Source organism: Pantoea phyllosphaerae, assembly GCF_051025595.1.
Lineage (GTDB): Bacteria > Pseudomonadota > Gammaproteobacteria > Enterobacterales > Enterobacteriaceae > Pantoea.
Genome location: NZ_JBPFDE010000002.1, coordinates 353,640 through 379,311, shown reverse-complemented (window position 1 = coordinate 379,311; position 25,672 = coordinate 353,640). Strand labels below are relative to the sequence as shown.

At 57.2% G+C, this 25,672-nt stretch carries 25 protein-coding genes; 9 read left to right on the top strand and 16 right to left on the bottom strand.

The annotated features are described in order from the left end of the window. Positions 1 to 34 precede the first annotated feature (34 nt). Entirely contained in the window at positions 35 to 1,408 is a 1,374-nt protein-coding gene (locus tag ACR6A7_RS05010) for a NarK family nitrate/nitrite MFS transporter (RefSeq protein ID WP_434123728.1), read from the bottom strand. A 914-nt stretch (positions 1,409 to 2,322) separates the two neighbouring features. Further along, positions 2,323 to 2,646 carry a hypothetical protein gene (locus tag ACR6A7_RS05005; protein ID WP_434123814.1) on the bottom strand — a complete coding sequence of 108 codons (324 nt, stop codon included), beginning with the start codon at positions 2,644 to 2,646 and terminating at the stop codon, positions 2,323 to 2,325. Positions 2,647 to 2,845: 199 nt separating this feature from the next. Between ACR6A7_RS05005 and ACR6A7_RS05000 the strand changes: the two genes are divergently transcribed. Continuing rightward, entirely contained in the window at positions 2,846 to 3,541 is a 696-nt protein-coding gene (locus tag ACR6A7_RS05000; protein ID WP_434123727.1) for a B3/B4 domain-containing protein, read from the top strand. 58 nt (positions 3,542 to 3,599) lie between these two features. On the opposite strand, the gene ACR6A7_RS04995 is transcribed toward ACR6A7_RS05000, so the two are convergent. Next, complete coding sequence (locus ACR6A7_RS04995) at positions 3,600 to 4,325, bottom strand: YoaK family protein (RefSeq protein ID WP_434123726.1); 726 nt, start codon at positions 4,323 to 4,325, stop codon at positions 3,600 to 3,602. A gap of 289 nt (positions 4,326 to 4,614) precedes the next feature. On the opposite strand from ACR6A7_RS04995, the gene ACR6A7_RS04990 reads away from it, so the two are divergent. Beyond that, positions 4,615 to 5,607: a sugar phosphate isomerase/epimerase family protein gene (locus ACR6A7_RS04990; RefSeq protein WP_434123725.1), complete on the top strand. Its 993-nt coding sequence runs from the start codon at positions 4,615 to 4,617 to the stop codon at positions 5,605 to 5,607. Positions 5,608 to 5,647: 40 nt separating this feature from the next. On the opposite strand, the gene corA is transcribed toward ACR6A7_RS04990, so the two are convergent. Further along, the gene (gene corA, locus ACR6A7_RS04985) at positions 5,648 to 6,613 is read right to left on the bottom strand and encodes a magnesium/cobalt transporter CorA (RefSeq protein ID WP_434123724.1); all 966 of its coding nucleotides are present in this window, start codon (positions 6,611 to 6,613) and stop codon (positions 5,648 to 5,650) included. Between the two features lie 126 nt (positions 6,614 to 6,739). Next, positions 6,740 to 7,867, bottom strand: a complete 1,128-nt coding sequence (locus ACR6A7_RS04980; RefSeq protein WP_434123723.1) for an acyltransferase family protein — start codon at positions 7,865 to 7,867, stop codon at positions 6,740 to 6,742. A 305-nt stretch (positions 7,868 to 8,172) separates the two neighbouring features. On the opposite strand from ACR6A7_RS04980, the gene ACR6A7_RS04975 reads away from it, so the two are divergent. Then, the gene (locus ACR6A7_RS04975; protein WP_434123722.1) at positions 8,173 to 8,448 is read left to right on the top strand and encodes a hypothetical protein; all 276 of its coding nucleotides are present in this window, start codon (positions 8,173 to 8,175) and stop codon (positions 8,446 to 8,448) included. Between the two features lie 81 nt (positions 8,449 to 8,529). Further along, positions 8,530 to 9,276, top strand: coding sequence for an SGNH/GDSL hydrolase family protein (locus ACR6A7_RS04970; RefSeq protein WP_434123720.1), 747 nt, complete (start codon positions 8,530 to 8,532; stop codon positions 9,274 to 9,276). Here ACR6A7_RS04970 and ACR6A7_RS04965 read toward each other — a convergent pair. The 7 genes from ACR6A7_RS04965 to ACR6A7_RS04935 all read right to left on the bottom strand — a co-directional run bounded on the left by ACR6A7_RS04965 (position 9,273) and on the right by ACR6A7_RS04935 (position 17,131). After that, entirely contained in the window at positions 9,273 to 9,950 is a 678-nt protein-coding gene (locus ACR6A7_RS04965; protein ID WP_434123719.1) for an SDR family NAD(P)-dependent oxidoreductase, read from the bottom strand. The genes ACR6A7_RS04970 and ACR6A7_RS04965 overlap by 4 nt on opposite strands. Next, positions 9,951 to 10,421, bottom strand: coding sequence for a NanQ anomerase/TabA/YiaL family protein (locus ACR6A7_RS04960; protein WP_434123718.1), 471 nt, complete (start codon positions 10,419 to 10,421; stop codon positions 9,951 to 9,953). After that, a complete protein-coding gene (locus ACR6A7_RS04955) occupies positions 10,418 to 11,587 on the bottom strand; it encodes a sialidase family protein (protein ID WP_434123717.1) in 1,170 nt (389 codons plus the stop codon). The genes ACR6A7_RS04960 and ACR6A7_RS04955 overlap by 4 nt, the downstream gene beginning before the upstream one ends. Beyond that, a complete protein-coding gene (locus tag ACR6A7_RS04950) occupies positions 11,571 to 13,001 on the bottom strand; it encodes a sodium:solute symporter family protein (protein ID WP_434123716.1) in 1,431 nt (476 codons plus the stop codon). Before ACR6A7_RS04950 ends, ACR6A7_RS04955 begins: the two co-directional genes overlap by 17 nt. A 407-nt stretch (positions 13,002 to 13,408) precedes the next feature. Continuing rightward, positions 13,409 to 13,810: a hypothetical protein gene (locus ACR6A7_RS04945; protein ID WP_434123714.1), complete on the bottom strand. Its 402-nt coding sequence runs from the start codon at positions 13,808 to 13,810 to the stop codon at positions 13,409 to 13,411. A gap of 159 nt (positions 13,811 to 13,969) precedes the next feature. Further along, on the bottom strand, positions 13,970 to 14,989 hold the full coding sequence (locus ACR6A7_RS04940) for an ABC transporter substrate-binding protein (protein WP_434123713.1): 1,020 nt from the start codon (positions 14,987 to 14,989) through the stop codon (positions 13,970 to 13,972). Between the two features lie 12 nt (positions 14,990 to 15,001). Beyond that, positions 15,002 to 17,131 carry a TonB-dependent receptor gene (locus ACR6A7_RS04935; RefSeq protein WP_434123712.1) on the bottom strand — a complete coding sequence of 710 codons (2,130 nt, stop codon included), beginning with the start codon at positions 17,129 to 17,131 and terminating at the stop codon, positions 15,002 to 15,004. A gap of 179 nt (positions 17,132 to 17,310) precedes the next feature. Here ACR6A7_RS04935 and ACR6A7_RS04930 point away from each other — a divergent pair, with 179 nt between their 5' ends. Both ACR6A7_RS04930 and ACR6A7_RS04925 read left to right on the top strand, forming a co-directional pair. Continuing rightward, entirely contained in the window at positions 17,311 to 17,688 is a 378-nt protein-coding gene (locus ACR6A7_RS04930) for a RidA family protein (RefSeq protein ID WP_434123711.1), read from the top strand. 376 nt (positions 17,689 to 18,064) lie between these two features. After that, positions 18,065 to 19,339, top strand: coding sequence for a Glu/Leu/Phe/Val family dehydrogenase (locus ACR6A7_RS04925; RefSeq protein WP_434123710.1), 1,275 nt, complete (start codon positions 18,065 to 18,067; stop codon positions 19,337 to 19,339). 33 nt (positions 19,340 to 19,372) lie between these two features. Here ACR6A7_RS04925 and ACR6A7_RS04920 read toward each other — a convergent pair whose 3' ends face one another. Then, entirely contained in the window at positions 19,373 to 20,113 is a 741-nt protein-coding gene (locus tag ACR6A7_RS04920) for an SDR family oxidoreductase (RefSeq protein ID WP_434123709.1), read from the bottom strand. Between the two features lie 517 nt (positions 20,114 to 20,630). On the opposite strand from ACR6A7_RS04920, the gene proP reads away from it, so the two are divergent. Beyond that, positions 20,631 to 22,091 carry a glycine betaine/L-proline transporter ProP gene (gene proP, locus ACR6A7_RS04915; protein ID WP_434123708.1) on the top strand — a complete coding sequence of 487 codons (1,461 nt, stop codon included), beginning with the start codon at positions 20,631 to 20,633 and terminating at the stop codon, positions 22,089 to 22,091. A gap of 162 nt (positions 22,092 to 22,253) precedes the next feature. Next, on the top strand, positions 22,254 to 22,592 hold the full coding sequence (locus tag ACR6A7_RS04910; RefSeq protein ID WP_434123707.1) for a cupin domain-containing protein: 339 nt from the start codon (positions 22,254 to 22,256) through the stop codon (positions 22,590 to 22,592). Between the two features lie 348 nt (positions 22,593 to 22,940). On the opposite strand, the gene ACR6A7_RS04905 is transcribed toward ACR6A7_RS04910, so the two are convergent. The 3 genes from ACR6A7_RS04905 to ACR6A7_RS04895 all read right to left on the bottom strand — a co-directional run bounded on the left by ACR6A7_RS04905 (position 22,941) and on the right by ACR6A7_RS04895 (position 24,727). Beyond that, positions 22,941 to 23,270, bottom strand: a complete 330-nt coding sequence (locus ACR6A7_RS04905) for a YebG family protein (protein ID WP_434123706.1) — start codon at positions 23,268 to 23,270, stop codon at positions 22,941 to 22,943. A 105-nt stretch (positions 23,271 to 23,375) separates the two neighbouring features. Continuing rightward, the gene (locus ACR6A7_RS04900) at positions 23,376 to 24,170 is read right to left on the bottom strand and encodes an SIR2 family protein (RefSeq protein ID WP_434123705.1); all 795 of its coding nucleotides are present in this window, start codon (positions 24,168 to 24,170) and stop codon (positions 23,376 to 23,378) included. Next, positions 24,167 to 24,727, bottom strand: a complete 561-nt coding sequence (locus tag ACR6A7_RS04895; RefSeq protein ID WP_434123704.1) for a non-canonical purine NTP pyrophosphatase — start codon at positions 24,725 to 24,727, stop codon at positions 24,167 to 24,169. Before ACR6A7_RS04895 ends, ACR6A7_RS04900 begins: the two co-directional genes overlap by 4 nt. Positions 24,728 to 25,102: 375 nt before the next feature. Here ACR6A7_RS04895 and ACR6A7_RS04890 point away from each other — a divergent pair, with 375 nt between their 5' ends. Further along, the gene (locus tag ACR6A7_RS04890; RefSeq protein WP_434123703.1) at positions 25,103 to 25,429 is read left to right on the top strand and encodes a four-helix bundle copper-binding protein; all 327 of its coding nucleotides are present in this window, start codon (positions 25,103 to 25,105) and stop codon (positions 25,427 to 25,429) included. Positions 25,430 to 25,672 lie beyond the last annotated feature (243 nt).

The window sequence follows — 25,672 nt, the reverse complement described above, 5'->3', positions numbered from 1 at the left end:
CATCTCCAGTATGGTTAGTGCTCATATGCTCTGCTTAGTTGTTATTGGTTTTGCGACGGCCATACAGCAGCCAGGTCAACAGCAGACAGACGATGTAAAAGACCAGAAAAACTTTCATGGCGCCGACGGGCGAACCGGTCAGGGTCAACGAGGTACCGAACGCTTTCGGGATAAAGAACCCGCCCACTGCGCCCAGCGCGGAAATAAAGCCCAGCGCGGCGGCGGTGTCGGTGACGGCGGCGTGCTGCGCCTCCTCCTTGCTGTGGCCTTTGGCGGTCATGCGATCCAGCGTGATCTGGCGAAAGATCACCGCGATCATCTGGAAGGTCGAGCCGCTACCGAGGCCAGAGGCCAGGAACAGGCCCATAAAGACGACATAAAAACCCAAAAAGTAGCCGTCAGTGGCGCCCGGCAGCGTGAAGAAGACCAGCGCCGAGAACAGCGTCATCAGGGCAAAGCTCATCACCGTCACGCGCACCCCGCCGAAACGGTCGGAGAGGAAGCCGCCCGCTGAGCGCGCCAGCGCGCCGAGGAAAGGACCGAAGAAAGCGAGATGCACAATGTCAATCTGCGGGAACTGCGTTTTCGCCAGCATGGCGAAGCCCGCCGAGAAGCCGATAAATGAGCCGAACGTCGCCAGATAGAGCATGCCGAGCGTCCAGAGGTGGCCCTGTTTCAAGACGGGCAGCTGTTCGCGCAGCGAGGCGCGCATGCCAGCGATATCATTCATGCCAGCCCAGGCGGCGATAGTAGCTATTGCCAGCAGCGGCGCCCAGATCCAGGCGGCGTTGGCCAGCCACATCTGACTGCCATCTTCCAGCGTCACGCCGCCCACGAAAAACGGCACCGCGATGATTAGCGGCGCGACCAGCTGCATTACGCTGACGCCGAGGTTGCCGAGGCCGCCGTTGATGCCCAGCGCCGAGCCCTGTTTGCTTTTGGGATAGAAGAGGCTGATGTTGCCCATGCTTGAGGCGAAGTTAGCGCCCGCCAGCCCGCAGAAGAGCGAAATGATGATAAATACGCCGTAGGGGGTGGCTGGATTTTGCACCGCAAAGCCGAGCCAGACGCAGGGGATAATCAGCACGGCGGTGCTGATCACCGTCCAGAGACGGCCGCCGACCACCGGCACGACAAACGAATAGGGTACGCGAAACAGCGCGCCGGAGAGAGAAGGTAATGCGGTCAGTAAGAAGAGTTGATCGACGGTGAAGTTAAATCCTACCCGATTCAGATTAACGGCAACGGTGCTAAACAGCATCCAGACGCAGAAGGCGAGCAGCAGCGCGCAGACGGAGATAATGAGATTACGCCGGGCGATCTTTTTGCCGCAGCTTTCCCAAAATTGTTGATTTTCAGGCGCCCAGTTTTCAAGCGCGCCGTGCCCGGAATGAGGTTTTACGCTCACATATCCTCCCGATAAGCAGCAGACGGATCGCTCCCGCTGTCTGCGAGTAATAATTAAAAAGTCATTTATGAAAAACTGAATAAATCCGTATCAATACGAATTTGAATGCAATCAGATGACGACGCCGAACCAGCCCTGACTTTTTCGAATAAATACGAATATTATTCAGGCGCCCTTATTTGGCGAATGCTTCCGTCCTGTAGAATGGTTAATAAGCCTATCTGAGCAAGCCAGAAAAACAAGAGGATTTGTAGGGGCTTTCATGACGCAGCGCAAAGCAACGCTGGAATGAGGAATAGCATCGGCAGGACTAACTACCTAATTATAGGTATGTTTTACCTGTATTGAAACAGGTGGAAGGGTTTGACCTCTTTGAGGTTGATATAAATCAAAGAACGCCTTAATAAATATTTTTATTAATCTAAAAACCCCCTTCTCGCTGCCTTTTATATTAGTGCTGTGTCATCTCAAAAATAATGAAAAGAGCAATAAGATTCCTGGCAGTCGTTATTAATTGCATTATATAGCGTGGTTTTCAACCTTTTGTTAGCTCGACTTATTATTAGCCCCTGCACGCGCCGTTGCGGCGGAGTGATTTGAACAAGCGCGTTCGGGCATGCGTTGCCAGAAAATTAAGGGTTGTCTGCACTTTGCTGCTGAATTTTTTAGCTTACAACTGGCACGATGCTGACCGTGCTTACTAACAGGATATAAGTATGATGTAACTATTAAATGCGCTTTTCTCCGGCCGCGTTACAGCCGCCATTATTCTCAGGCTTGCCTGTCGCGTCGCTTACGCCAGATGCTGGGAATAATTTCGATGGCCGCGGCGTCGCTGCGGGCAGGACAGCACACGGTGCGCCTGAAGGGGTGAACAGGATAAAAAAATGGCCGGTTTAACCGGCCATTTTCAGTTAGTTTGTTGCTTTGTTTTTCAGGTCTTCAGCGCCCTGCTTGGTTTTATCCCAGGCTTTTTCGCTGCCCTGCTTGGTGCTGTGCCAGGCTTTCTGCGTACCTTCGCTCACTTTGCTGGTGGTCGCATGGCTTTTGCCTTCTGCGGCGTGTTCCGCTTTCAGCTTCTGTTCAGCGCCCGCATCCTGCGCCTGATGCAGCTTCTCTTTGGCAGTATCGGCGCCTTTGTGCGCTTCAGCCACGGTTTCATCGGTAGCGTGTGTGGTAGCCGCAAAAACCGGCGTCGCCAGCATCAGAGCAGAAAGTGCAATAATGGTCTTTTTCATGATTCCCTCACTCGTTATTAAGTCCAGTTTCAGTATAGACAAATAACGCAACCGCACAGCGAAAAGCGGGTAATTTACTTCGGATTCGGCATATTCCTGGATTTTTGTCTGGTCTGCCTGCGCTAAAAGCCGCTCAGGGCGAGCAGCGACAGCCATCCGTCGCTACACTTCATGTCGTAACCCTCTACAAGGAATAGCGATGTTTTCTTTCTCTCCTGAGGTCGATCTGACCGTACTCGCGCTGGCGCCAGGCTTTCGCGCTATCAGCATTCGGGTGGAAGCGACCGCGCTGCAGCACCCGCAGGTGGCGCGCACGGCGCTGGACGCTGCCTGCCGAGCCGTCACCACCGAGGATGTGCCCTATGCCGAGGCGCATATCGCCGCCTGGCGCGACCTCTTTAAAGTCTTCGGCGCAAAACCTGCCCGCACGCCCAGTTCGGTCGAAGCGCTGCGCAAGCGGGTCGCTCGCGATGGCGCGCTGCCCGCCATCGATCCGATCGTCGATCTCTACAACGCCATCAGCATTAAGTACGCCCTGCCGATCGGTGGCGAAAATGCGGCTGCCTACGTTGGCAATGCGCGGCTGGTGCGCGCCGACGGCAGCGAACGCTTCGACACGCTAAAAGCGGGCGAACCCTGCGAAGAGTCGCCCGAGCCGGGCGAAGTGATCTGGCGCGACGACCTCGGCGTCACCTGCCGCCGCTGGAACTGGCGTCAGGGCGTGCGAACGCGCCTCGACGCCAGCGCGCAGCAGATGTGGTTTATTCTCGAAAGCCTGCCGGAGATGCCGCTTGATGCGCTGCATCACGCCGCTGATGAGCTAATCGCCGGGCTGGAAGCGATGATGCCCGGCTGCCGTATCGATAAAGCGCTGCTGGGCGCAGGCTTCAGCTGAGCGCACCCTGCCGCAGGCGCGGTTTAGCCAGCCGCGCCTCACGCTGGCAGCACGCGCTTTACTGATTAGCCGGATTGCTATGCCTGCCCAGCAGGGTATGCAGCGCGAGAGCGATAAGCATCAGGCCGATGAGCATAATGAACGGATAGCCCAATGCGCGATAAAGCCAGATTCCGGCCACGCCCCCAGCCAGAAACGCGAGCAGCGTAAAGGCGTGTAGTCTCAAACGCTCAATATAGAGCGGCGCCTCTTTCGGCGACTCTTTACGCCTCAGCACGTCGAACAGCATCGCCAGCTCAATCCCAATATCCGTTGCGGTGCCCGATACATGGGTAGTTCTCACGCGCGCGTTGGATATGCGGGTGACGACGGCATTCTGCAGCCCCATTAAAAAGCTCAGGCATAAAATCAGCACCACGCCGGGCGAGTGCGGCGTCAGCCAGGTTTCCATTCCGCCGAGACCAACCAGACCGCCCCCCTCCACCAGAATAGTCAGGGCATAGACCTTGCGCATATTGTTACGCCGTCCGGCATTGATCAGCAGCGTGGAAAAGGCGGAGCCGGTAATAAAGAGGGCGACGATCGACACGAAGAAAATGGCCGGTGCCAGGCTTGCTTTGGCCAGATGATCCGAAAGTGAAGAGACATTGCCTGTCATATTGGCGGAGAAAAAGCCGACCACCTCAAAGGCCGCGGTATTGAGTGCGCCTGCGACAGCCGCAAGCGTACAGGCGAGCTGCGTATCGGCCGCGTGGCTGCGAAAGTTTTCGGTACTGATGAGCATAGCGCCTACGATATCAACCCAGACTGCGCAGATGATCCCTCTAATGACGCCGTTTAACAAGCGAATAGCCCTGCTCTCTCTTCACCGCCGCGCCGCCAACCCTGCGCCCTTCTCAGCGGCCCAGTCATTTTTTGTGACCCACCTTACAGTTATCGCGCACTCCGCTGGCAACGCAGCCCATTCCGCCCGCACAATGGAATATATAATCCTTACTGAATATATATTCCATTACGGGTTGTTAGCGCAATCCGCCCCTTTCTGTCTGCATCCTGAACGGAGAATATTGGCAATGAGTGACTATAGCTATCCGAAGTTTGGCGCTGGCCTGTGGCATTTCGCGAACTATATCGACCGCTACGCCGTTGACGGCTACGGGCCGGCGCTCAGCACGCTGGATCAGATCAAGCTGGCGGCCGAAGTCGAGGATCTCGCCTACGTCGATATCCCCTATCCCTTTACCCCTGGCGTCTCGGTCGCCGAGGTGAAACAGGCGCTGCAGGAAGCGGGGCTGAAAGCGATAGGCGTGACGCCGGAGATCTATCTGCGCAAGTTCTCGCGCGGCGCTTTTACCCATCCCGACGCGGCAGTGCGTGCTGAGGCGCTGGCGCTGATGAACGACGCGGCCGACGTGGTGCGTGAACTGGGCGCGAACTACGTTAAGGTCTGGCCAGGTCAGGACGGCTGGGATTACCCTTTCCAGGTGGATCACAAAAACCTGTGGAAGCTGGCGGTCGACGGCATGCGCGAACTGGCCAGCGCAAACCCGGACGTGAAATTTGCCATTGAATACAAGCCGCGCGAACCGCGTGTCAAAATGACCTGGGATTCTGCGGCGAAGTCGCTGCTCGGCATTGAGGAGATTGGGCTGGACAACGTGGGGATCCTGCTCGATTTCGGTCACGCGCTGTTCGCGGGCGAATCCCCGGCCGGCTCCGCGCAGCTGATTATCGATCGCGGCCGCCTGTTCGGCATGGATGTGAACGACAACCTGCGCGGCTGGGATGATGACCTGGTGGTCGGCACCGTCCATATGACCGAGATTTTCGAGTTTTTCTACGTGCTGAAGTGCAACAACTGGGACGGCGTCTGGCAGCTCGATCAGTTTCCGTTCCGCGAAGACCATGTTGAAGCCGCCAACCTCTCGATCCGCTTCCTCAAGCATATCTACCGGGCGCTCGACAAGCTGGATATGGTGGCGCTGCAGGCGGCGCAGCTGGAACAAAATCCGCTGAAAGCGCAGCGCATTATTCAGAATGCGCTGCTCTCGTCTATCGAAGAGTAAGACGCCAGGCCGCGGCGCACGTTGCGTCGCGGCGCAGCCGTTAAAGCCATCCCGACCTGCGCAGCCGCAGCCAGAGCAGGAAGCAGCCGACGAAAGTGCCGCCCAGCGCCAGCGGATAGCCCAGCGGCGAGTTCAGCTCCGGCATCTCTTTAAAGTTCATGCCGTACATGCTGAAGATCACTGTCGGTATCACCAGAATGGCACCCCAGCCCGCCAGCTTTTTCGTCACTTCGTTCTGCTGCACCGCGACCATCGCCAGGTTAACGTGCATGGCGCTGGTGAGCATTTCACGCATATCCTCCGCATCGGTGACGACGTGGCGCGCATGATCCTGCACGTCGCGCAGATAGGCGCGCAGCGCTTTCGGCACGATATCTTCGTGCAGCCGCACCAGCTGCTGGCAAATCTCCTCCAGCGGCTGCGCTGCGTTGCGCAGGCTCAGCAGCTCGCGGCGCAGGCGATAAACCTTTTTCACCGCAAGATTATCAAACTCGGAGCGGAACAGCGCCGCCTCAATCTCATTAATTTTATCGCTAAGCGAGGCGGTATATTCGCCATAGCGATCGACGATAAAATCGAGAATACAGTAGAGCGGATAGCCTGGCCCGTGCTCGAGCATCGCGCTGTTTTGCGCCACGCGCTCGCGAATGGGCGCATAGCTGTCGGAAGCGCCGTGGCGCAGGGTGATGAGGAAGTTTTTTCCAATAAAGAAGTGGGTTTCGCCCAGGTGAAGGTGTTCATTTTCCGCACTGACGGTTTTCACCACAATAAACATCGACTCGCCATACTGCTCAATCTTAGGACGCTGATGCGCGCAAAGCGCATCCTCTACCGCCAGCTCATGCAGCCCAAACTCATCCTGAATTTTATGCATAAACGCCGCTTCAGGCTGATAAAGCCCCATCCAGATAAAGGCATCCGGCTCGCTGAGCACATCACTGATTTTTTCTACGTCTAATTCCTGCCCGACCTGGCCTGGGCGATATACCATGCAATTTACAATCATGATCCCTTCGCTACACGGTTGTCTGAAGTAGTAAGAGCATAACCGCTTTTGCAGCGCTTCAATAAAGAGGTTTGTAACAGAATGCCCGCCGGACAAGGTCCAGCGGGCAGAGGCAAAGCGAGGCAATTAGCTCCGGGGATGGGTGGCTGGCAGAGTCTGCACGCGAGCCGGCTTCAGCCCAAACAGCAGCGACATCAGCGGCAGCTGCTTAATCAGCAAATAGAGGGCGGCGCTGCAGATCAGGCCGAGCGAGGTCACCACCGCGACATAGGTTATCGGCAGCGCATCGGGCAGATAGCCATCCAGCAGCCAGGCGAAGGTGATCACCAGCGGATAGTGCATGATGTAGATCACCAGCGCGGAATCCACTACGCCTTTTACCAGGCGGCTCTCTTTCATACGCAACTTCTCGAAGGTGAAAACCACCCAGTAGGAGAAAATTACCGAGAACAGGCTGGCGCAGAGCACCGGCAGATACTTCAGGCTGCTGGTGATGTTGTAGTGGAAAATGGCATAGAACACCAGCCAGCAGGCCAGCCCCAGTGCCGCCACCACTTTGGTATTGACCAGGATACTGCGCGCCTGCCGCGGGATCTGATCGCTGTTAAGGTAGAGCGCATAGCCTGCCGCGTAGAACACCATAAAGCGTGCGGTGACGGGGATAAGGTTGACCCACTCGCCGAACTCTTTCACAAAGAACTTCACCACAAAGAAGGCGTTTGCCGCCACGATCAGCGCCGCGACCAGCAGCGGGAAAGGCAAGCGGCGCATCATCGCCGCCGCGCGCTGATAGAGACTGCCCGGGATCAGGAACGACATCGCGGTCAGCGAGACCAGGAACCAGAGGTGGTGCAGCGACGTGTAGGCGCCCAGCGCGTCATGGGTGTTCAGGGCTTCGCCGTCAATTTGCGCGTTAATAAGATACATTAGCCCAGGAATAAATAAGAAGGCGGAGATCAGCGGCACCACAACGCGCTTCTTGCGGTTACTGTAAAAAAAGTCAGTGCCTTTACGCAGGATGACCATGGCCGAGAACATGCCCGACAGAAAGAAAAAGGCTTCCATTCGAAAGGTATGTATAAACTCAATCAGCGCGGTAAAAGCGTCCGCCTCATTTTTTCCAGAAATATAGTACCAGTTATTCCCACCGGGAAGACTGCGTGCGGCATGGTATAAAACCCCTTCCAGAATTAACAGCGCGCGCAGGAAATCCAGGCCGATATTTCGGCTTGAGAGAAACGCTTTATTATCCACGTTGTACCCTTCTCGATAATGCGTCAGGACCTCGCCTCTCTGCTGCCGCCCTTTTAATAGCGAGATGCGAAAGGGAAATAATCCTGACCCGGTGAAGTCGGCCGCGCAGAAATCAGAATAACCCTGTCTGGCCTGTGTAGGTAAAGCCTACCATCACTTAAGGATAAAAAGCATTGCGCGGAGAGGACATTAGGAATATGCCTGGAGATTCGCGGCTCAATTAGGAAAAAGGCCAGATAGCGCAGGTAGGGAAAAATAACCATATCAGCCTCGCGATCGTAATTTTATCCAGCAAAAACAATGAAATGGAATCAGCCCTCTTTAGAATGCCGCCCATGTGCGCCCTGTTGCGGGCCGCGCCCCGCCAAACGAGACGGCTGATAAGGCCGGTTAATAAAAGAAATATTGCTAACAAATTCGATTCTGCCTATTTTACTTCGCTGGCACGAAAAAAACGTCCTGTTCGCCGCGATCCGCTTAAAAAAGTGCCGCTCGATAAAAAACAACCTGTTGATATAATTTTGCCGGTGACAATCGAGAGTTTTCGGGTTGTTGGCGGCCAAATTATTTTGCTACCGTGATTGCAGCCGTGGTTTAACCGCGATATTTACCGCAGGTAACAAGCCGAGAGCGATATGGTTAGAAAAAAAATGCAGTTTAAGATGGCGCTATCCATTGCGCTTACCTTCGCCGCGTCTAAAGCAGTTCTGGCGCAGCCCCCATCGCCCGACACTTTTATTATTGAAGCCTGGGGAGGATCCAGCACTAAAGGCGTACTGGCGGTGCGGGAAGCGGGTCGGCTACGCAATATCGTCAGCGAGCACAATGAAATTGCCGTGCTTAATCAGCTGCTGCAGGCGAAATATGGCAGCGGCGTGCAGGTGATCAATCGCGGCGCCCCGTCGGCGCAGGCGATCGAACTCCTGAACGGCCGATATAAATATGAGCATAATCCGCCGTGGCAGGAGGCAATGAAACAGTCCCGCGCGCGTCTGATCCTGCTTAATTTTGCTACCAACGACGCGCGCCACTTTCACTTTCACGATATCGAAAAACCGTACCAGGTAAGTCCGCAGCGCTACGGCGAAGTGATGACGGCGCTGATCGACAGCGCCAGAGCGAACGGCAAAGCGGTGGTATTGCAGGAGCCGCATCCGCTGTGCGGCCGGGCAGAGAAATGGGATGTGGCGCCTTATGCCGCGCGGCTCGACACCGTCGCCCGCGCGGAAAAGGTGCCGCTGGTCAGCCAGTACCAGCGCATTCAACAGCTGCCTGACTGGCGCGCCATGATGTCGCCCGACTGCATTCATCCTTCAGAGCAGCTCTACCGCGTTAAGGCGCTGGAGACCTTCAAGGTGATCGAGCAGCATTTCGGCGCGCAGCTGGCGAAACTAAACCCGCGCGGCTAGCGCAGCGAGGCGCCGCCGCAAATCACCATCTCCTGACCGGTGATAGCCGCAGCCTGCGGCGAAAGCAAGAAAGCGGTCAGCGCGGCGACCTCCTGCGGCTGGATAAGCCGGCCAATCGGCGGCACGACCGGGCTGGAGGCCTCGCGGCCCGGCTGCGACAGCATCGGCGTTTCCGTCGCGCCCGGCGCCACCACGTTGACCGTAATGCCGCGCGGCGCCAGCTCCATCGCCCAGCTGCGCGCCATCCCTACCATAGCGGCTTTGGTGGCGACATACTGGGAGCGGTTAGCCGCCCCGCGCGAGGTGCGGCTGCCAATCAGCACAATGCGGCCCCCAGGCTGCATCTCTGGCGCAAAGCGGCTGGCGAGGATCTCCGCCGCGCGCACGTGCAGTGACCAGAGGCGCGAGCTGACGCCGAGGTTAATCTCACCCACCGGCGCGGCGGCCATCATGCCAGCGGCATGCACCAGCGCATCCGGCACGGGAAGATCGGCCAGCGTGCGGATAAGCGCGGGTTCATCGCTCATATCGACCTGAACGCTGCGGAAACGCGCGCTGTCGCGCGTCACCGCGCGACGACTCAGTCCCGTCACCTGCCAGCCCTGATCGAGCAGCGCGGCGACAATCGCCTCGCCAATACCGGAGCTGACGCCGGTTACTATCGCATGTGGCATCTACGCCTCCAGAAGCGAACGCGGAATTTTAAACACCGCTTTGCGCACCCTGTCCGGCTGCGATGCGGCACAGAGCGCCTGATGCGGTTCACCCGGTAGAAACACGGCAAAATCGCCGGCGCTTAAGCCTATCGAAACCGGCAGAGCTGGCGCGGCAGCGATGAACAGATCTTCCTTGCGCTCTTCATCGTCCGGCCGCGCCAGAGGCTGTTGGCTGGCGTTAATCACCTCACTGCCCGCCAGCACCACCTGAATATCGGCCCACTGGCGATGGTATTCGGTATGGCGCTGCGCCGCTGGCTCGGTCTGCGCCGGACCGATATGGCAAAACCATGGCGCATCCGCGGGCTGAAAGCGCCCATCCTCGCGCTGTTGCAGCGCCTCAAGCCGACACTCGTCGCGCTCAAGAATGGCGCGGAGCGCGGTGGGCAGCCCTGCCATCGCCAGCGCCTGCAGATTACCGATAATCATGATGCCTCCTTTACCCACGTCGGCGACAGGCGCACATATTTAATCGCCTGGCGATAGAAGGTATACGCGATGTGCAGAGCGCCGTCGGCGTCTTGCTTGATGGTGGGATAGGAGAACTCGCGGTTGAGTTTCTGCTGGGAGTTATTGGTCATGCAGTAGCCGTCCCCTTCGTCGAGATTGCGCTGCCACGGCCAGCTTTTGCCGCCGTCGGGCGACAGCGCCACCGTCATCGGCGCGCGCGGCGCACCCCAGAACGCGCTGCGCCCTTCGCGCGCCTGCGGCTCTTTACGGCTATCGTCGCCGTCGTCGATTTCGTCATAAAGCGAGGCGCGTCGCTCTGTCGCGCCCGCCGCGCTCATGTTGTTGAACACCAGCGCCAGGGTGCCATCCTGCAGCGTGGTGACCTGCACGGAAGAGTTATTGTTGGGCAGCGTGGTCGGCTCCGGCTGTGACCAGCTTTCGCCGCCATCTTCCGACTGGCTGTAGTAGATATGGTCTGCCCAGCGGCTGCGATAAAGCGCCACCAGCGTGCCGTCAGGCAGCGCGGTAATGTTCATATGCACGCAGCCGAGGCTGCCGGGCACCGCGACGTCGCGCCAGCTTTTGCCGCCGTCGCTGGAGATCTTCACCGCGCTGACGTCATCATTGCCCACCCACTTCTCACCCGGCTGGGTGCGGCAGTAGAACACCGGCAGCAGCCAGTTGCCATTCTCCAGCACGGTCATCGGCTGGCGGATAAAGGTGCCGGGCTCATTGAGCAGCGTCTCGATCGGCCCCCAGCTGGCGCCCAGGTCGCGCGACTGGCGCATCCGCACGATAGCGGTATCCTGGTTGCCGGCCAGCTGCGCCGTCCAGAGCAGCCACAGCACGCCGTCTGGCGCCAGAAACAGCACCGGATTCTGTTCTGACCGCGTGGGATCGTCGGAGAGTTTTACCGCCTCGCTCCAGCGATCGGCACCGGACGCCAGCCGCGAGCAGTAAACGGAGATATCCGCCACGCCTTCCTGCGTGCCACCGAACCAGACGCACAGCAGCGACCCGTCCGGCAGCGGCAAAAGGTTCGCGGCATGGTTTTGCGGGCACGGCGATGGCAGCATCGCCGTCATCAGGCGCGCATCCTGCTCTGCTGGGCGCAGCACGCCATCGCGGTTAACGGTTACGGACATATCGGACTCCCCTCTGTTCAACGCTCAGACGCGTTTTATCGATTTGACGGTTTGGGATCAGGTAATCGATCGCCATAATGATGGCCGGCGTGACCAGCGCAATATACATATTGTTGATGCCAAACGGGTCGCCCAGCAGGTACCAGACTGATGTCGCGACGCAGGCGCCAATCAGGCCGGCGTTGGCGCCGCGCGCGCTCTTAAAGAATGGCGCGTAGAAGGCGATCACGGCCACGACTGAAATCGAGAGACGAATGGCGCGGGTAAAGAACGAAAGCTTCAGCACCTCAGGCACCAGCAGCACAAAAACCAGCGGCAGGAAGCCGATAATCAACGAGAGCCAGCGCGTTGCCTTGAACTCCTGCTCTGGCGTCGGCTTGCGGTACGGCACATAGAAATCTTTTACCACCAGCGAAGCGATGGCCAGCGCCACGGTGCTCACGCTGACAAATATCGACGCCACCAGTGACGTTGTCACCACTCCCGCCATCCAGGGATTCATATCCTGCAGGAAAATCGGCATCGCGTAGAGGCTGTTGATCTCCGGATGCAGATATTTCGCCGCCACCCCGATAACCGCAATCGCCAGGCCAATCGGCAGACAGAAGAAGAAGGCAACCCAGGTGGCGCGCTTCGCCGAGCGCACATCTTTCGTGGAAGAGATCGCCTGAATGACGAATTGCGTACAGAAGATGGAGCCAATTGTGCCGATCAGCCAGGCCACGATGGTGCTGGCGCCGACATGACCATCCCATGTCCAGTAGTAGCTGGGCATCTGTTCGATCATCGGCGTGAAGCCGCCCGTTTTATAGAGCGCAAATCCCATAATGGCGAGAATGCCAAAGTACTTCAGCGCGCTGTGCAGCATCGTGACCCAGGCGAGCCCTTTCATGCCGCCGTAGCAAAAGTAAAAGGTACTGACCACGGCGGTAATAAAGGCCGCAACCGGCAGGTTGACCTTCAGGATGGTCGAGATGGCCGCCGCGCCGCTCACATAGTTGCCGACGTTCACCAGCAGCAACGCGTAAATCATGATGACGGAGATGATATTCTTGGTGGTATTACCGTACTTTTCCGCTATCGCGCCGGAAATCGTGATTTTACCGGTGCTGTAGATACGCTTAACCAGCAGGTAGCCAAACAGCGGAAAGCCGATCGCCGCGCCGATTACCGACCAGGAGGCGGCGAAACCATCTTCAAAGGCGGCCTGCGCGGTGCCGACGGTCGATTTGGCGCCGATATATTCCGACATCAGCAGTATACCGACCACCAGCGCGGGCATGGCGCGGGATCCTTCCATAAAATCGCCGCTGCTTTTGCTGCGCAGCCGCCAGGTCAGCCAGGTGGTGAAGAGAATATAAGCCACCACGATGCCGACGATAATCAGGGTGTCTCCAGCATTGAATGTATTCATCTGAGCCTCTCTTGAGGACGAGCGAAACCGTGAGGGTTACCACCCTCGTCTCATTTCCATTAGGTTATTGCGCGTGTTGACGGGCTAGCGCGGCGCCGTGGTGACGCCTGAAGGCGGCGCGGAGGATGAATCAGGGCAGCGCGTGCTGCGGTTGAGATAGGCCACGTTGATCTCCTGTAGGGATACAGATTGATTAAATTTAATCAGCGCACTTTCTTTTGAAGGCGTCTCAGGAGCATTTATAGGATAAACAGTGACAAAATAAATTGACGGTGCTCACATATGGTCAAATATGATTATATATAATCATTGGCGGCAGTGAGCAGTGCGCAACGCATGCATGAGGAAGCGGCGGGGATAAAAAGATGAGCAAAGCCGGTCAGGCGCTGACCGGCCAGGAGAGAGGATTAGCCTTCAACAGCCGGCGGTGTCCATTCGGTAAAGGTTGGCTTGTCGCTTTTAACTTCATAGGCGACATGCTTCACTTCGCCTTTCGCCGTGTTGACTTCAACAGGATTGATGGTGACGCGACCCAGACCAAACAGCGTAGCGACGTAGCCGCCAATTTTATGCTTGCCTGGCGTCAGGAAGAGATCTTTGCTCTGCCCGCCGTTCAGCTTGCCGGCGTCTTTGCCGTCGACGGTAACGAATACCGACGAGCCGTCATCGGTGCGCGTCATGACGTGGGAAACGCTTACCTGCGCGGGACCGGCGGTAAACGTAGGATCATCCTGGTAAGAGTGCTTTTTCGCGCATCCGGTGAGCGCGACGATGGCGAAAAGCGCTATCGGGGAAAAACGTGAAATCATTATATTTGTCAGACCTCAGCTGCGAGTAAGCCTCTATTTTAGCGCTATGTCACACTTTCTCCCACCAGACAATGCGTCAGCATGTTCCGAATTCGCCCGCTTCGCTGCTTTTTACGCCAGCCACCGCACACTTTGTTCAGTGAAGCAAAGCTGGCGATTTCAGCCTGAAATCGGCGGCAAACCGGCCAGGATTCTTTCCGCTTCGTCCACGCGCAGCGGGTAGCCATAAAAGCGCTGATAAAAGCGGCGGGTGGCGGCGATAAGGTCGAGCTGCGTAAAGCGCTGCGGATGCAGTTGCTTCGCCGCCCAGAGGATCTGCAAAGCCACTTCGGTGCCGTAGCGGTCCCAGGGAAAGACGCCCGATGGATTTTGCAGCACGCGATGCTGGTTTACCGCCTTCAGGCCGCTAAACAGCGCCGCATAAGGCGACGCCTCAAGCCTGCCTGCGCCTGCCCCGATAATAATAATGTCGGGATCCCAGGCTATGACCTGCTCAGGCGAAACCTCTTTCATATTGCCCGTCACCGCCGCCGCCGCGTTTCTCCCGCCAGCAAGTCGGATCCAGCTGTCAATCAGCGTCTGGCTGCCGTCAACCTTCAGCGGCCGCAGCGACTGAATATGCAGCACCCGCGGCCGCTGCGCCTCGCTCAGCGAGGCGGTTTGCGTGCTGACGGCGGCGATCTGCGCGTCAAGATAACGGTTGTACGCCAGCGCCCTACGCTGCGCCTGCGGCGTACCCACCACCTGCGCGGTGGTGAGCAGCGAACGTTTCATCGACGCCACGTCGTCAAAACGCATACTCAGCGTCGGGATAGCCGCCTGGCGATAGCTTATCGCATCAGGATCCTGCGCAGGAACGAAGATGGCGTCGACGCCGCGCGCCACTAGCGCTTCGCTGGAAAAGGTTTTTCCGCGCGCCTGCAGCGCCTGATTCAGCGAAGGCTGCACCTTAAACATCCAGGGCCGGTCTGCGGGATGGTTGACGGTCGCAACGATCAGGTCGCCCGCGCCCAGCGTCATCAGCAGCGAATGGTGCGCATACCAGGCGTCGGCGATGCGGCGCGCCGGATGCGGCAGTTCGACCTGCTGCCCCAGGTCGTCGGTTAGCGTGGCGGCAGCGGCGACGCCCGCCGTCAGGCTCAGCGCCAGCGCCAGGCTGGCCCGCAGTAACGTTTTCATTATTCAGATTCCTTAAAAATCGAGCTGCATCGAGAGTTGCACCTGACGCGGCGCGCCGAGCGAGGCGCTGGCATACCCGGCGCCGCTGTAACCATTGAGGCCGCCCGGCACGATATTGGTCCAGTAGTGACGATTGGTCAGGTTAGTCACATCGAGCCGAAACGTGGTTGCGGTGTTCATCAGGCGGGTTTGATAAGCCGCGCCCGCGTCGAAGATGGTATAGCCGCTTACCCAGCCGCTGTTGGCATTGTCGGTGGCGCGCCGTCCGACATAGCGCGCGCCGCCGTGCAGATCGGCTCCGCTGAGGCCAGGCAGATCCCAGGCAGCGAAAAGGCTGGCGGTATAGCGTGCCAGCCCCACCACCTGTTTTCCCTGCGTCGCGCGGCTGCCGGTATCGAACAGGCGTGGATCGAGCCAGGTCATGCCGCCGTAGAGATGCACCCCTTGCATGACGTCGCCATCCGCCATCAGCTCCACGCCGCGGTTGCGCTGTTCGCCGTCCACAGCGTAGTCGCCGCTGCCATTGGTATAGGGAAAGGGACGTTTGATCTCAAACAGCGCCGCCGTCAGTAGCAGCCGATTTACCGCCAGCTTCGCGCCAACTTCCGTCTGCTTGCTGCGATAAGGCGCCAGAATCGCGCCGGCGTTGCTGGCGCCCGACGGAGCGGCGTCGCCCTGCTGCAGGCTATCCGCCCAGGTGAGGTAGAGCGTCAGCGCATCCACCGGCTTATAGACCAGGCTGGCGGAGCCAGAAAAGCCGCTGTTAGTGGATTCGCTGCTGCGTACGCCGGTTTTCGCGTAGCTGGCGGAGCTGAGCAGGCTTTCGCTGCCTGCCAGCAGCAGGCTCCACTGCGGAGAAAACTGCAGGTTGTCGCTCAGCAAAAAAGCGTGCTGCGTCGCGGTGGCGGAGTGATAGCGATTGCTGAAGTCGGGGTAGTCCGGCCGCTCAAAGCGAGAGGGCCGTTCCAGCGAGGCGCTGCCCAGCGTCGAAGTCGCGCCGTGCAGCGGATTCATATTCTTCCAGACAAAACCACGGATGCCTGTGGCGATCTGATGATGGATGCTGCCGGTATCGACTTCGCCGTTAAGATTCGCCATATAGCTATTGATGGTGAAGCGACTGGCGGTCGAGGAAGAGGTCGTCGTGGTATAGCGCCCCGCCCGATCGGTAAAGGTATTGGTGGCGCCAGTCGATTCGCGGTCGGCAATCTGGCGCAGTACGCCCACTTCGCCCTGCCAGTTGCCGTCAAAGTCATGCCGCAGGCGCAGCCCTGCGGTGAGGGTATGGTTGTCGTCGCCCGCATAGGCTTGCCCAAGTCCGCCTTTTTTCGGGTCGGGTGCCGCCGGGAAGGTGAGTCCATTGCCGAGCGCGAATTTGCCCGGCAGACCTTTATCGTAATAGTGGTAATAGCTGAAGTTGCTCTCCAGCACGGTATTGTCGCTGAGGTTTACGTCCAGCGCCAGGCTAACCAGCTGGCGGCGCACCTTGCTGCCGCTGACATAGCCGCCGCCCTCGTCATCCAGCAGGTTCAGGCGATAGCGCAGGCGATCGTTTTGATCGAGCGGGCCGCTGAAATCCGCCGCGACGTTGTGGTTGCCGCCGCTGCCGCCGCCAATACGCAGACGACGCTGTGGTAAATCGGCGCCGCGCTTCGCCACAAAATTGAACAGCCCCGCCGGGTTTGCCGGGCCGTAGAGTGAACCGGCCAGGCCGTTCAGTACCTCGATATGATCGAACTGCTCTGCCGCGTAATCGGTCGTTGAGACGACGTTCAGGCCGTCGATCATGCTGTTCTGCACCACGCTGCCCTGCATACCGCGCGTCTGCGGCCGCGCGCCGTCACCCTGTACCGACGGCATATAGCGATAGAGATCGCTGACGCTTTTTAACTGCTGCTGTTTCATCAACTCGCGGGAAAGCGACTGAACAGAGAACGGCGTATTGCGTAGCGCCTGCTGGCCGGCGTTACCCAGCATGGCGCTTTTTTGCGTGGTGTCCTCGTGACGCAAGGATGAGCCCGGCGCAGCAGAAACAACCAGCGTATCGTTTGTGGACGCCAGCGCGCCCTGTGTTTGCAGGGCAGTTAAAATTAACAAGCTAAGTAAGTGGGATTTGAAACGTGCGCGGGAGAGTAATTTCATTTTTATTCTGTCAATTCTGCAGGTGATATTAACGGCGGGAAAGTGTAACCTTAATTTACCACTTTCGTTGTATTTACAATTATATAGCGAAAAAGTCATTTAACGACAGCGACATTCGGTTATGGCGCGATTAGTCTGATCAATGACGGCCGTATGGCAGATAAAATGAAGGAGATAAAATGTCAGCCATCGAAAGAATTAATTATCCCGCGCTGGGTGAAGTTAAAGCGCCCTATGTCCATGCGGTAAAACAGGGAAAGACGCTTTATATTTCCGGGCTCACCGCATTCGGCAGCGACGCGCAAGCGGGCTCTCTTGCCGAGCAGGCTGAGGCGATATTTAAACAGTTTCAGCTTATTGCTCAGGCAGAAAACAAAACGCTCAGCGCACTGCTGAAAGTCACAATATTTATCACCTCTTTTGAAGATATCGACGCCCTACGCCGGGTGCTGTTTCATTATTACGGCGACCATTTGCCAGCCAGTTCATTAGTGCAGGTCAGCGCGCTGTTTTCGCCCGATCTTAAAATTGAAATAGAGGGAGTCATGGCCCTTTAGTCAGGCGCCCCGCTATTTGCCATTACGAAAAGTAATCCACTCATTACTCTGGCTCATGCGGCGACTTTCCGCTGCCAAGTCAATACGCAGCGGACGTATTTTGTTCAGTTTATGAGGTGACTCAAGGAACTGAAAAGTGGCAACAAATTTCATTTATGCAACAACCATGCAACATAAATACATCTTTATTCAGTGCGGCGCGACCCACCACATTATTTATGCACTGTGCTGCACCAAAATGTAGCAAAAACGTTTTTTTCAGCGGCGTAAGAAAAATTATCTTTCTCCAGTAAGTGGTAAATTAACGGGGTGCGGTGAAATCCGCTCCTCATCCACGGCAACACATAATAAACGACTTTAAAAAAGAAAGGTCTTTATGGAAAAGTTATCCTACGCGTCTGAAAACGGTACATCTGCCTGGTCCACCTATCTTCAGCAAATCGACCGCGTCGCGCCCTATCTGGGCGAGCTGGGACGCTGGATCGATACGCTGCGCCATCCTAAACGCGCGCTGATTGTCGATATTCCGCTGCAGATGGACGACGGCACCATCCGCCATTTTGAAGGCTATCGCGTACAGCACAACCTCTCACGCGGGCCGGGTAAAGGCGGCGTGCGCTACCATCCTAATGTCGATCTGAATGAAGTCATGGCGCTCTCCGCGTGGATGACCATCAAGTGCGCCGCGGTCAACCTGCCTTACGGTGGCGCTAAAGGCGGCATCCGCTGCGATCCCTTTGCGCTATCGGAAGGAGAGCTGGAGCGCCTGACGCGCCGCTACACCAGCGAGATCGGCATTATCATCGGGCCGCAAAAAGATATTCCGGCGCCGGATGTCGGCACCAACAGCAAGGTGATGGCGTGGATGATGGACACCTACTCCATGAACAGCGGCACCACCGTGACCGGCGTGGTCACCGGCAAGCCGGTCCACCTGGGCGGCTCGCTGGGACGCGAAAAAGCGACCGGACGCGGCGTATTTATCACCGGCCGCGAAGTGGCGCGCCGCGCAGGCATTCCCGTTGAAGGCGCGCGCGTCGCGGTGCAGGGCTTCGGTAACGTTGGCAGCGAGGCGGCGCGTCTTTTCAGCGAAGCGGGCGCCTCTGTGGTGGCGATTCAGGATCACAGCGCCACCATCGCTAATGCCGACGGCATCGATATGGTCGAACTTTCACGCTGGCAGCAGACACACAAACAGATCCTCGGCTTCCCTGGCGCAGAGAAGATCGATGAGGCGGCGTTCTGGCGCACTGAAATGGATATCTTTATCCCGGCGGCGCTGGAAGGACAAATTACCCGCGAGCGCGCGGAACGGTTGAGCTGCAAGCTGGTGCTGGAAGGCGCAAACGGCCCGACCTATCCGGAAGCGGACGACGTGCTGGCCGAGCGCGGCATTATCGTGGTGCCCGACGTCATCTGTAACGCAGGCGGCGTCACGGTCAGCTACTTCGAATGGGTGCAGGATATGGCGAGCTTCTTCTGGAGCGAAGATGAGATCAACGCGCGCATGGATAAGATCATGACCGACGCGATGGTTCACGTCTGGGAGAAAGCCAAAGAGAAAGAATGCTCGCTGCGCACCGCGGCCTATATTGTCGCCTGCGAACGCATTCTGATGGCGCGTAAAGAGCGCGGTATCTATCCGGGCTAACGGCTCAACGGGCAGCGCAGGCTGCCCCTGATATCAGTAACGCACCAGTCCGCCATCTACCGCGTACTGGCTGCCCGTCACATAAGAGGCGTCGCTGGAGAGCAGAAACAGCGCGACCGCCGCCGCCTCTTCCGCCTTCCCGGCCCGCTTTAGCGGCACCTGACTAACGATGAAATCTTCGAACTGCTGACGCGCCGTTTCCGGCATAAAATCGCGGAAGTGCGTTTCGATCGGCCCTGGCACCACCACATTAACGCGAATGCCACGCGGCGCCAGCGCGGTGGCCCAGCTGCGCGCAATCGCCACAATCGCCCCTTTTGTCGCGGCATAAAGGCTGGTGCTCGCCGCGCCTTCATAGCTCGACGAGGATGAGGTGACCACCACCGACGCGCCGGGATTAAGCAGAGAGGAGAGACGGGCGAGCTGCAGCACAGGGCCGCGCACGTTGGCATTCATCATGGCGTTAAATGCCTCCGCGGTGACGGACTCCAGCTCGCCCAGTTCGGCATAGCCGGCATTCAGCCAGAGCCCATCCAGCTTGCCCCATTTTTCCACCGCTTCGCCTAGCGCCTCAATATCCGCCTCCAGGGAAGCGTCGTTGCGCAGCACCAGCGCATTATCGTGCAGTACGCTGTTGGCATACTGCAGTCGGCTGGGATTGCGGCCGGTGACCGCCACGCGGCCGCCCTCTGCCTGAATGCGCTGCGCGCCCGCCAGACCCATGCCGCTGGTGCCGCCAGTAATCAGGATACGCTTATCACTAAATCGAGCCATAACCCCTCCAGAAAGACCGCCGCAGTCCAGGGCGGTGCGTGCGAATCAAACTCCTCTCTGAATGTTAGCTGGCGACAGCGATAACGCGTCATTAACTCCATGACCGATTGATGACATTCTGCATCGGCCTGTAACCCTGCTTATTTCAGGGTTATTTCCTCCCGGGCTCATTAAGGCGATTGCACCCGGTTTATTAATCCCTGCAATATGTCAGGTTATTTTCACGCTACGCTTTTTTTTATCACATTTTTTAGATTTCTCTACAGGATAACCCCTTGAGATAAAGCCATTTAAACCATGGTGAGGGATCAATATGGCATCAATTGCGTGTTCAGTCGGCTATCACAGTCTAAAAATCTGCTAATTTGAAAGCGAGGCCGTTTTTATAGTAAGGTAAATTGTTGTAAACAAGCTGCCGTAATTTATTTTAACAGGCTGCTTATAGCTTTCTTTCCCAGAGTTTGTTGGCAGTTCGGCGACGAAAGCTATAAGAGCCTCATTGGTTAATGAGGATATTATGAGCACCGGGAATCAACCCACAGATAAAAGCAAGAAGCATTTCTGGCAGAAAAAACAGAAAGAGCTGACGGTTGACGATATCACCATCGTTGATAACGACATGCTTAAGCGAGCGGTCGGCGCAGCGGCGCTGGGTAACGCTATGGAGTGGTTCGACTTCGGCGTCTACAGCTACCTTGCCGTGACCATTGGTAAAGTCTTCTTCGCCAACGCCAGCAACACCGCTCAGCTGATCGCCGCCTTCGGTACTTTTGCCGCGGCCTTCCTGGTACGCCCCATCGGCGGACTGGTGTTCGGCCCGCTCGGCGATCGCATCGGTCGACAGAAAGTGCTGGCGATGACCATGATTATGATGTCGATCGGCACCTTCTGCATCGGCCTGATCCCCTCCTACGCCAGCATCGGCATTCTGGCGCCGATCTTGCTGCTGGTGGCGCGCCTGGTGCAGGGATTCTCAACCGGCGGCGAATATGGCGGCGCGGCAACCTTTATCGCTGAATACTCTACCGATAACCGTCGCGGCTTTATGGGGAGCTTCCTCGAGTTCGGCACCCTGGGGGGCTATCTGCTGGGCGCTGGCTTCGTCACCGCGCTGACCTCAGTGCTGCCGGAACAGACCATGCTTGACTGGGGCTGGCGCATTCCCTTCTTCGTCGCCGCGCCGCTTGGCCTGTTCGGCCTCTATGTGCGACTCAAGCTGGAAGAGACACCCGCCTTCCAGCAGCATATGGAGAAGCAGGAGGCGCTGGAGCACAGCAAACCGGCGATGTCGGTGGTGCAGATGCTGAAGAAGTATCACAAGCCGATGCTGAAATGTATTGGTCTGGTGCTGCTGTTTAACGTCTCCAACTATATGCTGACCTCCTATATGCCGAGCTATCTGACCGGCATTCTGGGTATGGGCGAGCTGAGCAGCCTGCTGCTGATTATGGTGGTGATGTTCGTGATGATGCCGCTGACGCTGTTCTGGGGACACTGGGCGGATCGCCTGGGTCGTCGTCCGGTCATTGGCAGCGGCGCGGTTGGCCTGATCCTGCTGGCGATCCCCTGCATGATGCTGGTGACGTCAGGCAATATGTGGCTGGTGTTCGCTGGTCTGATCGTGCTGGGCGCGCTGCATACCTGCTTCAGCGGCTCTATGCCAGCCACCCTGCCTGCGCTGTTTGTCACCGATATCCGCTACAGCGCGCTGGCGATCGGCTTTAACCTCTCCGTTTCACTGTTCGGCGGTACGACACCGCTAATTACTGCCTGGCTGGTGGACACCACCCATAACCTGATGATGCCTGCCTACTACCTGATGGGCGCCGGGGTAATCGGCCTTATCACTGTGCTGACGCTGCACGAATCAGCACGCAAGCCGCTGCGTGGCTCCTCGCCTGCGGTGGCCAGCGAAGCAGAGGCGCACCGTCTGGTGAAAAAGCTGCGCTCACGCAATAAAGCGCGTCCGGCGCAGTAATCACAGCCCTCTCTGATGATAAAAAAACCCGCCGCTGGCGGGTTTTCTTTTATGTCTCGTATGAAAAGCGCGCATCAAACACAAGAACGTTGAAAAGACATGTTTTTTTCCGCTCAGAGTCGCTATGGTATCGGTTCCATAGCAAGAGAAAGGACGATCACCATGGTCTCGAAAGAGAATGCCGAACACTATATTTGGGGCGACCAGTGCGATGGTTGGGCACTGCTGCAGCGACAGGATCTCAGCATTATCCACGAGCGGATGCCCGCCGGCACTGCAGAGATCCGTCACTATCACGCCCAGAGTCGGCAGTTCTTTTTTGTGCTGCGCGGCACGCTCTGTATGGAGCTTGAAGGCGAACGTCATCTGCTCCACCCCCATGAAGGTCTGGAAATTCCTCCCGAAGCGAAACACCAGGCCCGTAACGACAGCGAAAGTGACGTCGAATTTTTAGTGATCTCGCAGCCCACTACGCGCGGCGATCGCATCGACCTGCTCTGAGGCTTTTTGATCTACGCCGCAGTGACCTGTAACCACTGTATGCAGCTTATTTGATCCAGAACAATTCGCACCTCGCTGCCTTCTGTCAATTTGTGTCAACGGTTCCAGTAACCGCACATTTTATGGAGGCAGGCTGATGACGAGTAAACTGGGTTTAACGGCAGGGTTAATGGTGTGGCTGGTCTATGTGGCATGGATGGCGAGCTACTATTTCGGCACCTTCTCTCTGTTCGCTCACTGACGCATAAAAGCTGGCGGAGCAGGCGCGCCTGACCGCAGAGGCTTCCCGCATACAAAAACGCGCCGCAGGCAAAGGCACTGCGGCGCGTTTTTTATATCGGGCTGAAATTAAGCGGCCTTAACGGCGCGCACTTTCTTCGTCTGAGCGCCTTCGCCTTCGGCGCTTTCATCTACGTGAACCTTTTTCGCCGCGTCAGCCGCATCCGGAAGTTTGCTGGTGCGCAGGATATGCTGGATCGCATCTTTCTGCTCTGCAAGCAGCAGGCCGAGCGTCTCAGCCTGAGATTCATCCATATCGGGCTGATGCTGCGCTAACCAGTCGGTAAAGGCCTCCGCCATGTCGAGCATCTTGTCGTAGGCATCCGCCTCTTTTTTGCTGGCAAACGTCATTTTCTCTTCACCCTTCTTGACGACTACGTATTTAATTTCGACAGCCATTTTTGCCTCTCCGATACTGTTAATATATACAGTATATCCCTCATGCGGGCAGATTGCATCCTTTTTTCAACGCTATCGCTACGCCGGTAAAAGTGAAGAATTCGCTCAGGAAATCAATTCATTAAGAAAATCAGCCAGCGCTTTGCGCGGGTCGTCCTCTTCCGACACGATCATATCGATTCCCCACTGCCCCAGCACCTCGCGCGCCACCGGATTATTGCGGTTGGTGAAGAGATAGGACTTCGGCCGTGCGGTCGCCAGGCCGGTTCTGCCCCACATTTTCGTCAGGCGATAGAACAGCAGGCGGATATTGAAATCGCTGATGCTGTAGCCGACAAACAGCACCGAATTGCCCATCACATCGTGAGTCAGTTTGATATCGAGCGGCGAGTCGAAATAGAGACGCTCAAAATAGCTGCTCTCATCCAGCACGATTGAAGTGTCGTCGTCGAAATCGCCGTGCAGTTTGATGATATGCCGCTTGTCCTCGGTAAGCGCCACCAAATCTGCCGCGTTGGCGACTTTGCTATAGGGGACGCCGTGCGCCTCGTGCGCCGCTTCCAGCCAGCGATCGTAGTTGGTGGTGTAAATACGGCTAAAGTTGCCCTGCGTAATCATGGTGTGAATTTCTGACGATCGGACATCAATGTCCGGGCGATGCCACTCGCGATCCATCCAGCTGCGCAATGGCCCCAGCGACCCCTTCTTCTGTTTGTAATACTCCGCCAGCGAAAGATGGGTGCCGTAAGTGTTGAAGATTTTCGGATCGTAGCCCAGTTCATTCGCCAGATGGGCGATCAGCTCATGCCACTCCGGCAGTCCCAGGTTGCGCGAGATGCCCGCGCCGGCGAAGAGGATCAGTTTGCCGGAGTCATAGGCGCGTTTGAGTTCAGGTTTCATGCCACTCCTCGGGCGGTTTTCAGAAATTCGGCGAAGCGATCGAGCGCCAGCTTGCGCATAGAGATTGCATTTTTCAGCTCGCCCATCTCGGCGAAAGTCTGACTATGGCCTTCCGGGATAAACACGCAGTCCCACTGAAACTCGCGCGGTCCGGCAGGTCTGGCGGCGATGGTGCCGCGCACTTCGCCATGAAACTGGTACATTTTGCGCCCGTCGCAGTAGCCCAGCACGGTTTTCGCCGTCACCGCCTGGCTGTCCAGCCCCTGCACCAGCTTGGCGAAGCGCTCCGCCTCCAGCCGGTTCCAGAAGATGCGCGTCAGTCCGGCGGGCAAGCCATTCAGCCCGTCAAGATAGAGCCCCGTGTGTTCAACAAACAGCGGGCGGCCGATAATGGAAAACGCCCTGGTCAGCTTGTCACGTACCAGCGCGATTTCGTTTTCCGTCTGGATTTCGTCGATGCGGCGCGCGATAGGCACGACGTCGACGCCTACCGGTTCGAGGATTTTGCGTACCTCGGTCAGCTTGTGCTCATTTGCTGACAGAAAGCGGATTTTCATTGCAACCCTATAAACTTATTATGTTTTTAGAAAGAAATCTTACCTGCTTGTTATCATAGTTTACTCTGCTGTACGCATTATCGAAAAATGCGCCGAGGAGCCAGGTGAACAGACAGCGGCATTTCCTCAGGCTTTGGCCCCAATCTTAACGCAGCCCTTCTTAGCATTGACTAAGCCTGGCACTTTTGCCTGCATCAGCCAGCAGGCAGGCTGTCTGCGGCAGTATGATCGTGGCTTAACGCTGGATCAGGCTGCTGACCCTGACGGCCAGACCAGCCTCAGACGCAACGATGAAAAAGTTATTTACTTATTTCCGTGTTGCATAATCCATTTTCTTTTCCAGGCTTACTAAACACGTTCAGTTAGGGAGGAGATATGTCTAATCCGTTTAAAGAGTGCATCGAAGCCTGTTATCTGTGCGCTGCCGCCTGCGACCATTGCGCAGCGTCCTGTCTTGAAGAAGAGAATCTGGAGATGATGCGCAACTGCATCAGAATGGATATGCAATGCGCGAACATTTGTCGACTGGCCGCGCAATTTATGGCGCTCAACAGCGAATCAGCCAAATCGCTGTGCCAGCTGTGTGCAGAGATTTGCCAGCAGTGCGGCGACGAATGCGGCCAGCACGAGCACGATCATTGCCAGGCGTGCGCCAGAGCGTGCCATTCCTGTGCCGAGCAGTGTCGCAAGATGGCGGCCTGATAAAAGATGCTTACTCGCTCAGGCATTTTGCCCACGTTCCCCCTGCCTGAGCCAGCAAAAGTGGCCCGTAGACCATGGGCCATTCACGAAAACTCACTGATGCCTGTGGCGTTTTTCTGTTGTCTGCGTTACGCCCGCAAGCTCATTAAGCCCTTCATGGTCGATCTCTTTGCCCGCACTATCGACCGCGCGGGCGGCCAGCATAAGCGCGTTACTCTGTAGAGACTGCGCCTCAACGCGTGC

Excerpts from the sequence above, each read along its gene's own strand:
- ACR6A7_RS05005 (WP_434123814.1), bottom strand. The coding sequence starts at position 2,646 with ATGAAAAAGACCATTATTGCACTTTCTGCTCTGATGCTGGCGACGCCG.
- ACR6A7_RS05000 (WP_434123727.1), top strand. The coding sequence starts at position 2,846 with ATGTTTTCTTTCTCTCCTGAGGTCGATCTGACCGTACTCGCGCTGGCG.
- ACR6A7_RS04995 (WP_434123726.1), bottom strand. The coding sequence starts at position 4,325 with ATGCTCATCAGTACCGAAAACTTTCGCAGCCACGCGGCCGATACGCAG.
- ACR6A7_RS04990 (WP_434123725.1), top strand. The coding sequence starts at position 4,615 with ATGAGTGACTATAGCTATCCGAAGTTTGGCGCTGGCCTGTGGCATTTC.
- corA (WP_434123724.1), bottom strand. The coding sequence starts at position 6,613 with ATGATTGTAAATTGCATGGTATATCGCCCAGGCCAGGTCGGGCAGGAA.
- ACR6A7_RS04975 (WP_434123722.1), top strand. The coding sequence starts at position 8,173 with ATGGAATCAGCCCTCTTTAGAATGCCGCCCATGTGCGCCCTGTTGCGG.
- ACR6A7_RS04970 (WP_434123720.1), top strand. The coding sequence starts at position 8,530 with ATGGCGCTATCCATTGCGCTTACCTTCGCCGCGTCTAAAGCAGTTCTG.
- ACR6A7_RS04965 (WP_434123719.1), bottom strand. The coding sequence starts at position 9,950 with ATGCCACATGCGATAGTAACCGGCGTCAGCTCCGGTATTGGCGAGGCG.
- ACR6A7_RS04960 (WP_434123718.1), bottom strand. The coding sequence starts at position 10,421 with ATGATTATCGGTAATCTGCAGGCGCTGGCGATGGCAGGGCTGCCCACC.
- ACR6A7_RS04955 (WP_434123717.1), bottom strand. The coding sequence starts at position 11,587 with ATGTCCGTAACCGTTAACCGCGATGGCGTGCTGCGCCCAGCAGAGCAG.
- ACR6A7_RS04950 (WP_434123716.1), bottom strand. The coding sequence starts at position 13,001 with ATGAATACATTCAATGCTGGAGACACCCTGATTATCGTCGGCATCGTG.
- ACR6A7_RS04945 (WP_434123714.1), bottom strand. The coding sequence starts at position 13,810 with ATGATTTCACGTTTTTCCCCGATAGCGCTTTTCGCCATCGTCGCGCTC.
- ACR6A7_RS04940 (WP_434123713.1), bottom strand. The coding sequence starts at position 14,989 with ATGAAAACGTTACTGCGGGCCAGCCTGGCGCTGGCGCTGAGCCTGACG.
- ACR6A7_RS04935 (WP_434123712.1), bottom strand. The coding sequence starts at position 17,131 with ATGAAATTACTCTCCCGCGCACGTTTCAAATCCCACTTACTTAGCTTG.
- ACR6A7_RS04930 (WP_434123711.1), top strand. The coding sequence starts at position 17,311 with ATGTCAGCCATCGAAAGAATTAATTATCCCGCGCTGGGTGAAGTTAAA.
- ACR6A7_RS04925 (WP_434123710.1), top strand. The coding sequence starts at position 18,065 with ATGGAAAAGTTATCCTACGCGTCTGAAAACGGTACATCTGCCTGGTCC.
- ACR6A7_RS04920 (WP_434123709.1), bottom strand. The coding sequence starts at position 20,113 with ATGGCTCGATTTAGTGATAAGCGTATCCTGATTACTGGCGGCACCAGC.
- proP (WP_434123708.1), top strand. The coding sequence starts at position 20,631 with ATGAGCACCGGGAATCAACCCACAGATAAAAGCAAGAAGCATTTCTGG.
- ACR6A7_RS04910 (WP_434123707.1), top strand. The coding sequence starts at position 22,254 with ATGGTCTCGAAAGAGAATGCCGAACACTATATTTGGGGCGACCAGTGC.
- ACR6A7_RS04905 (WP_434123706.1), bottom strand. The coding sequence starts at position 23,270 with ATGGCTGTCGAAATTAAATACGTAGTCGTCAAGAAGGGTGAAGAGAAA.
- ACR6A7_RS04900 (WP_434123705.1), bottom strand. The coding sequence starts at position 24,170 with ATGAAACCTGAACTCAAACGCGCCTATGACTCCGGCAAACTGATCCTC.
- ACR6A7_RS04895 (WP_434123704.1), bottom strand. The coding sequence starts at position 24,727 with ATGAAAATCCGCTTTCTGTCAGCAAATGAGCACAAGCTGACCGAGGTA.
- ACR6A7_RS04890 (WP_434123703.1), top strand. The coding sequence starts at position 25,103 with ATGTCTAATCCGTTTAAAGAGTGCATCGAAGCCTGTTATCTGTGCGCT.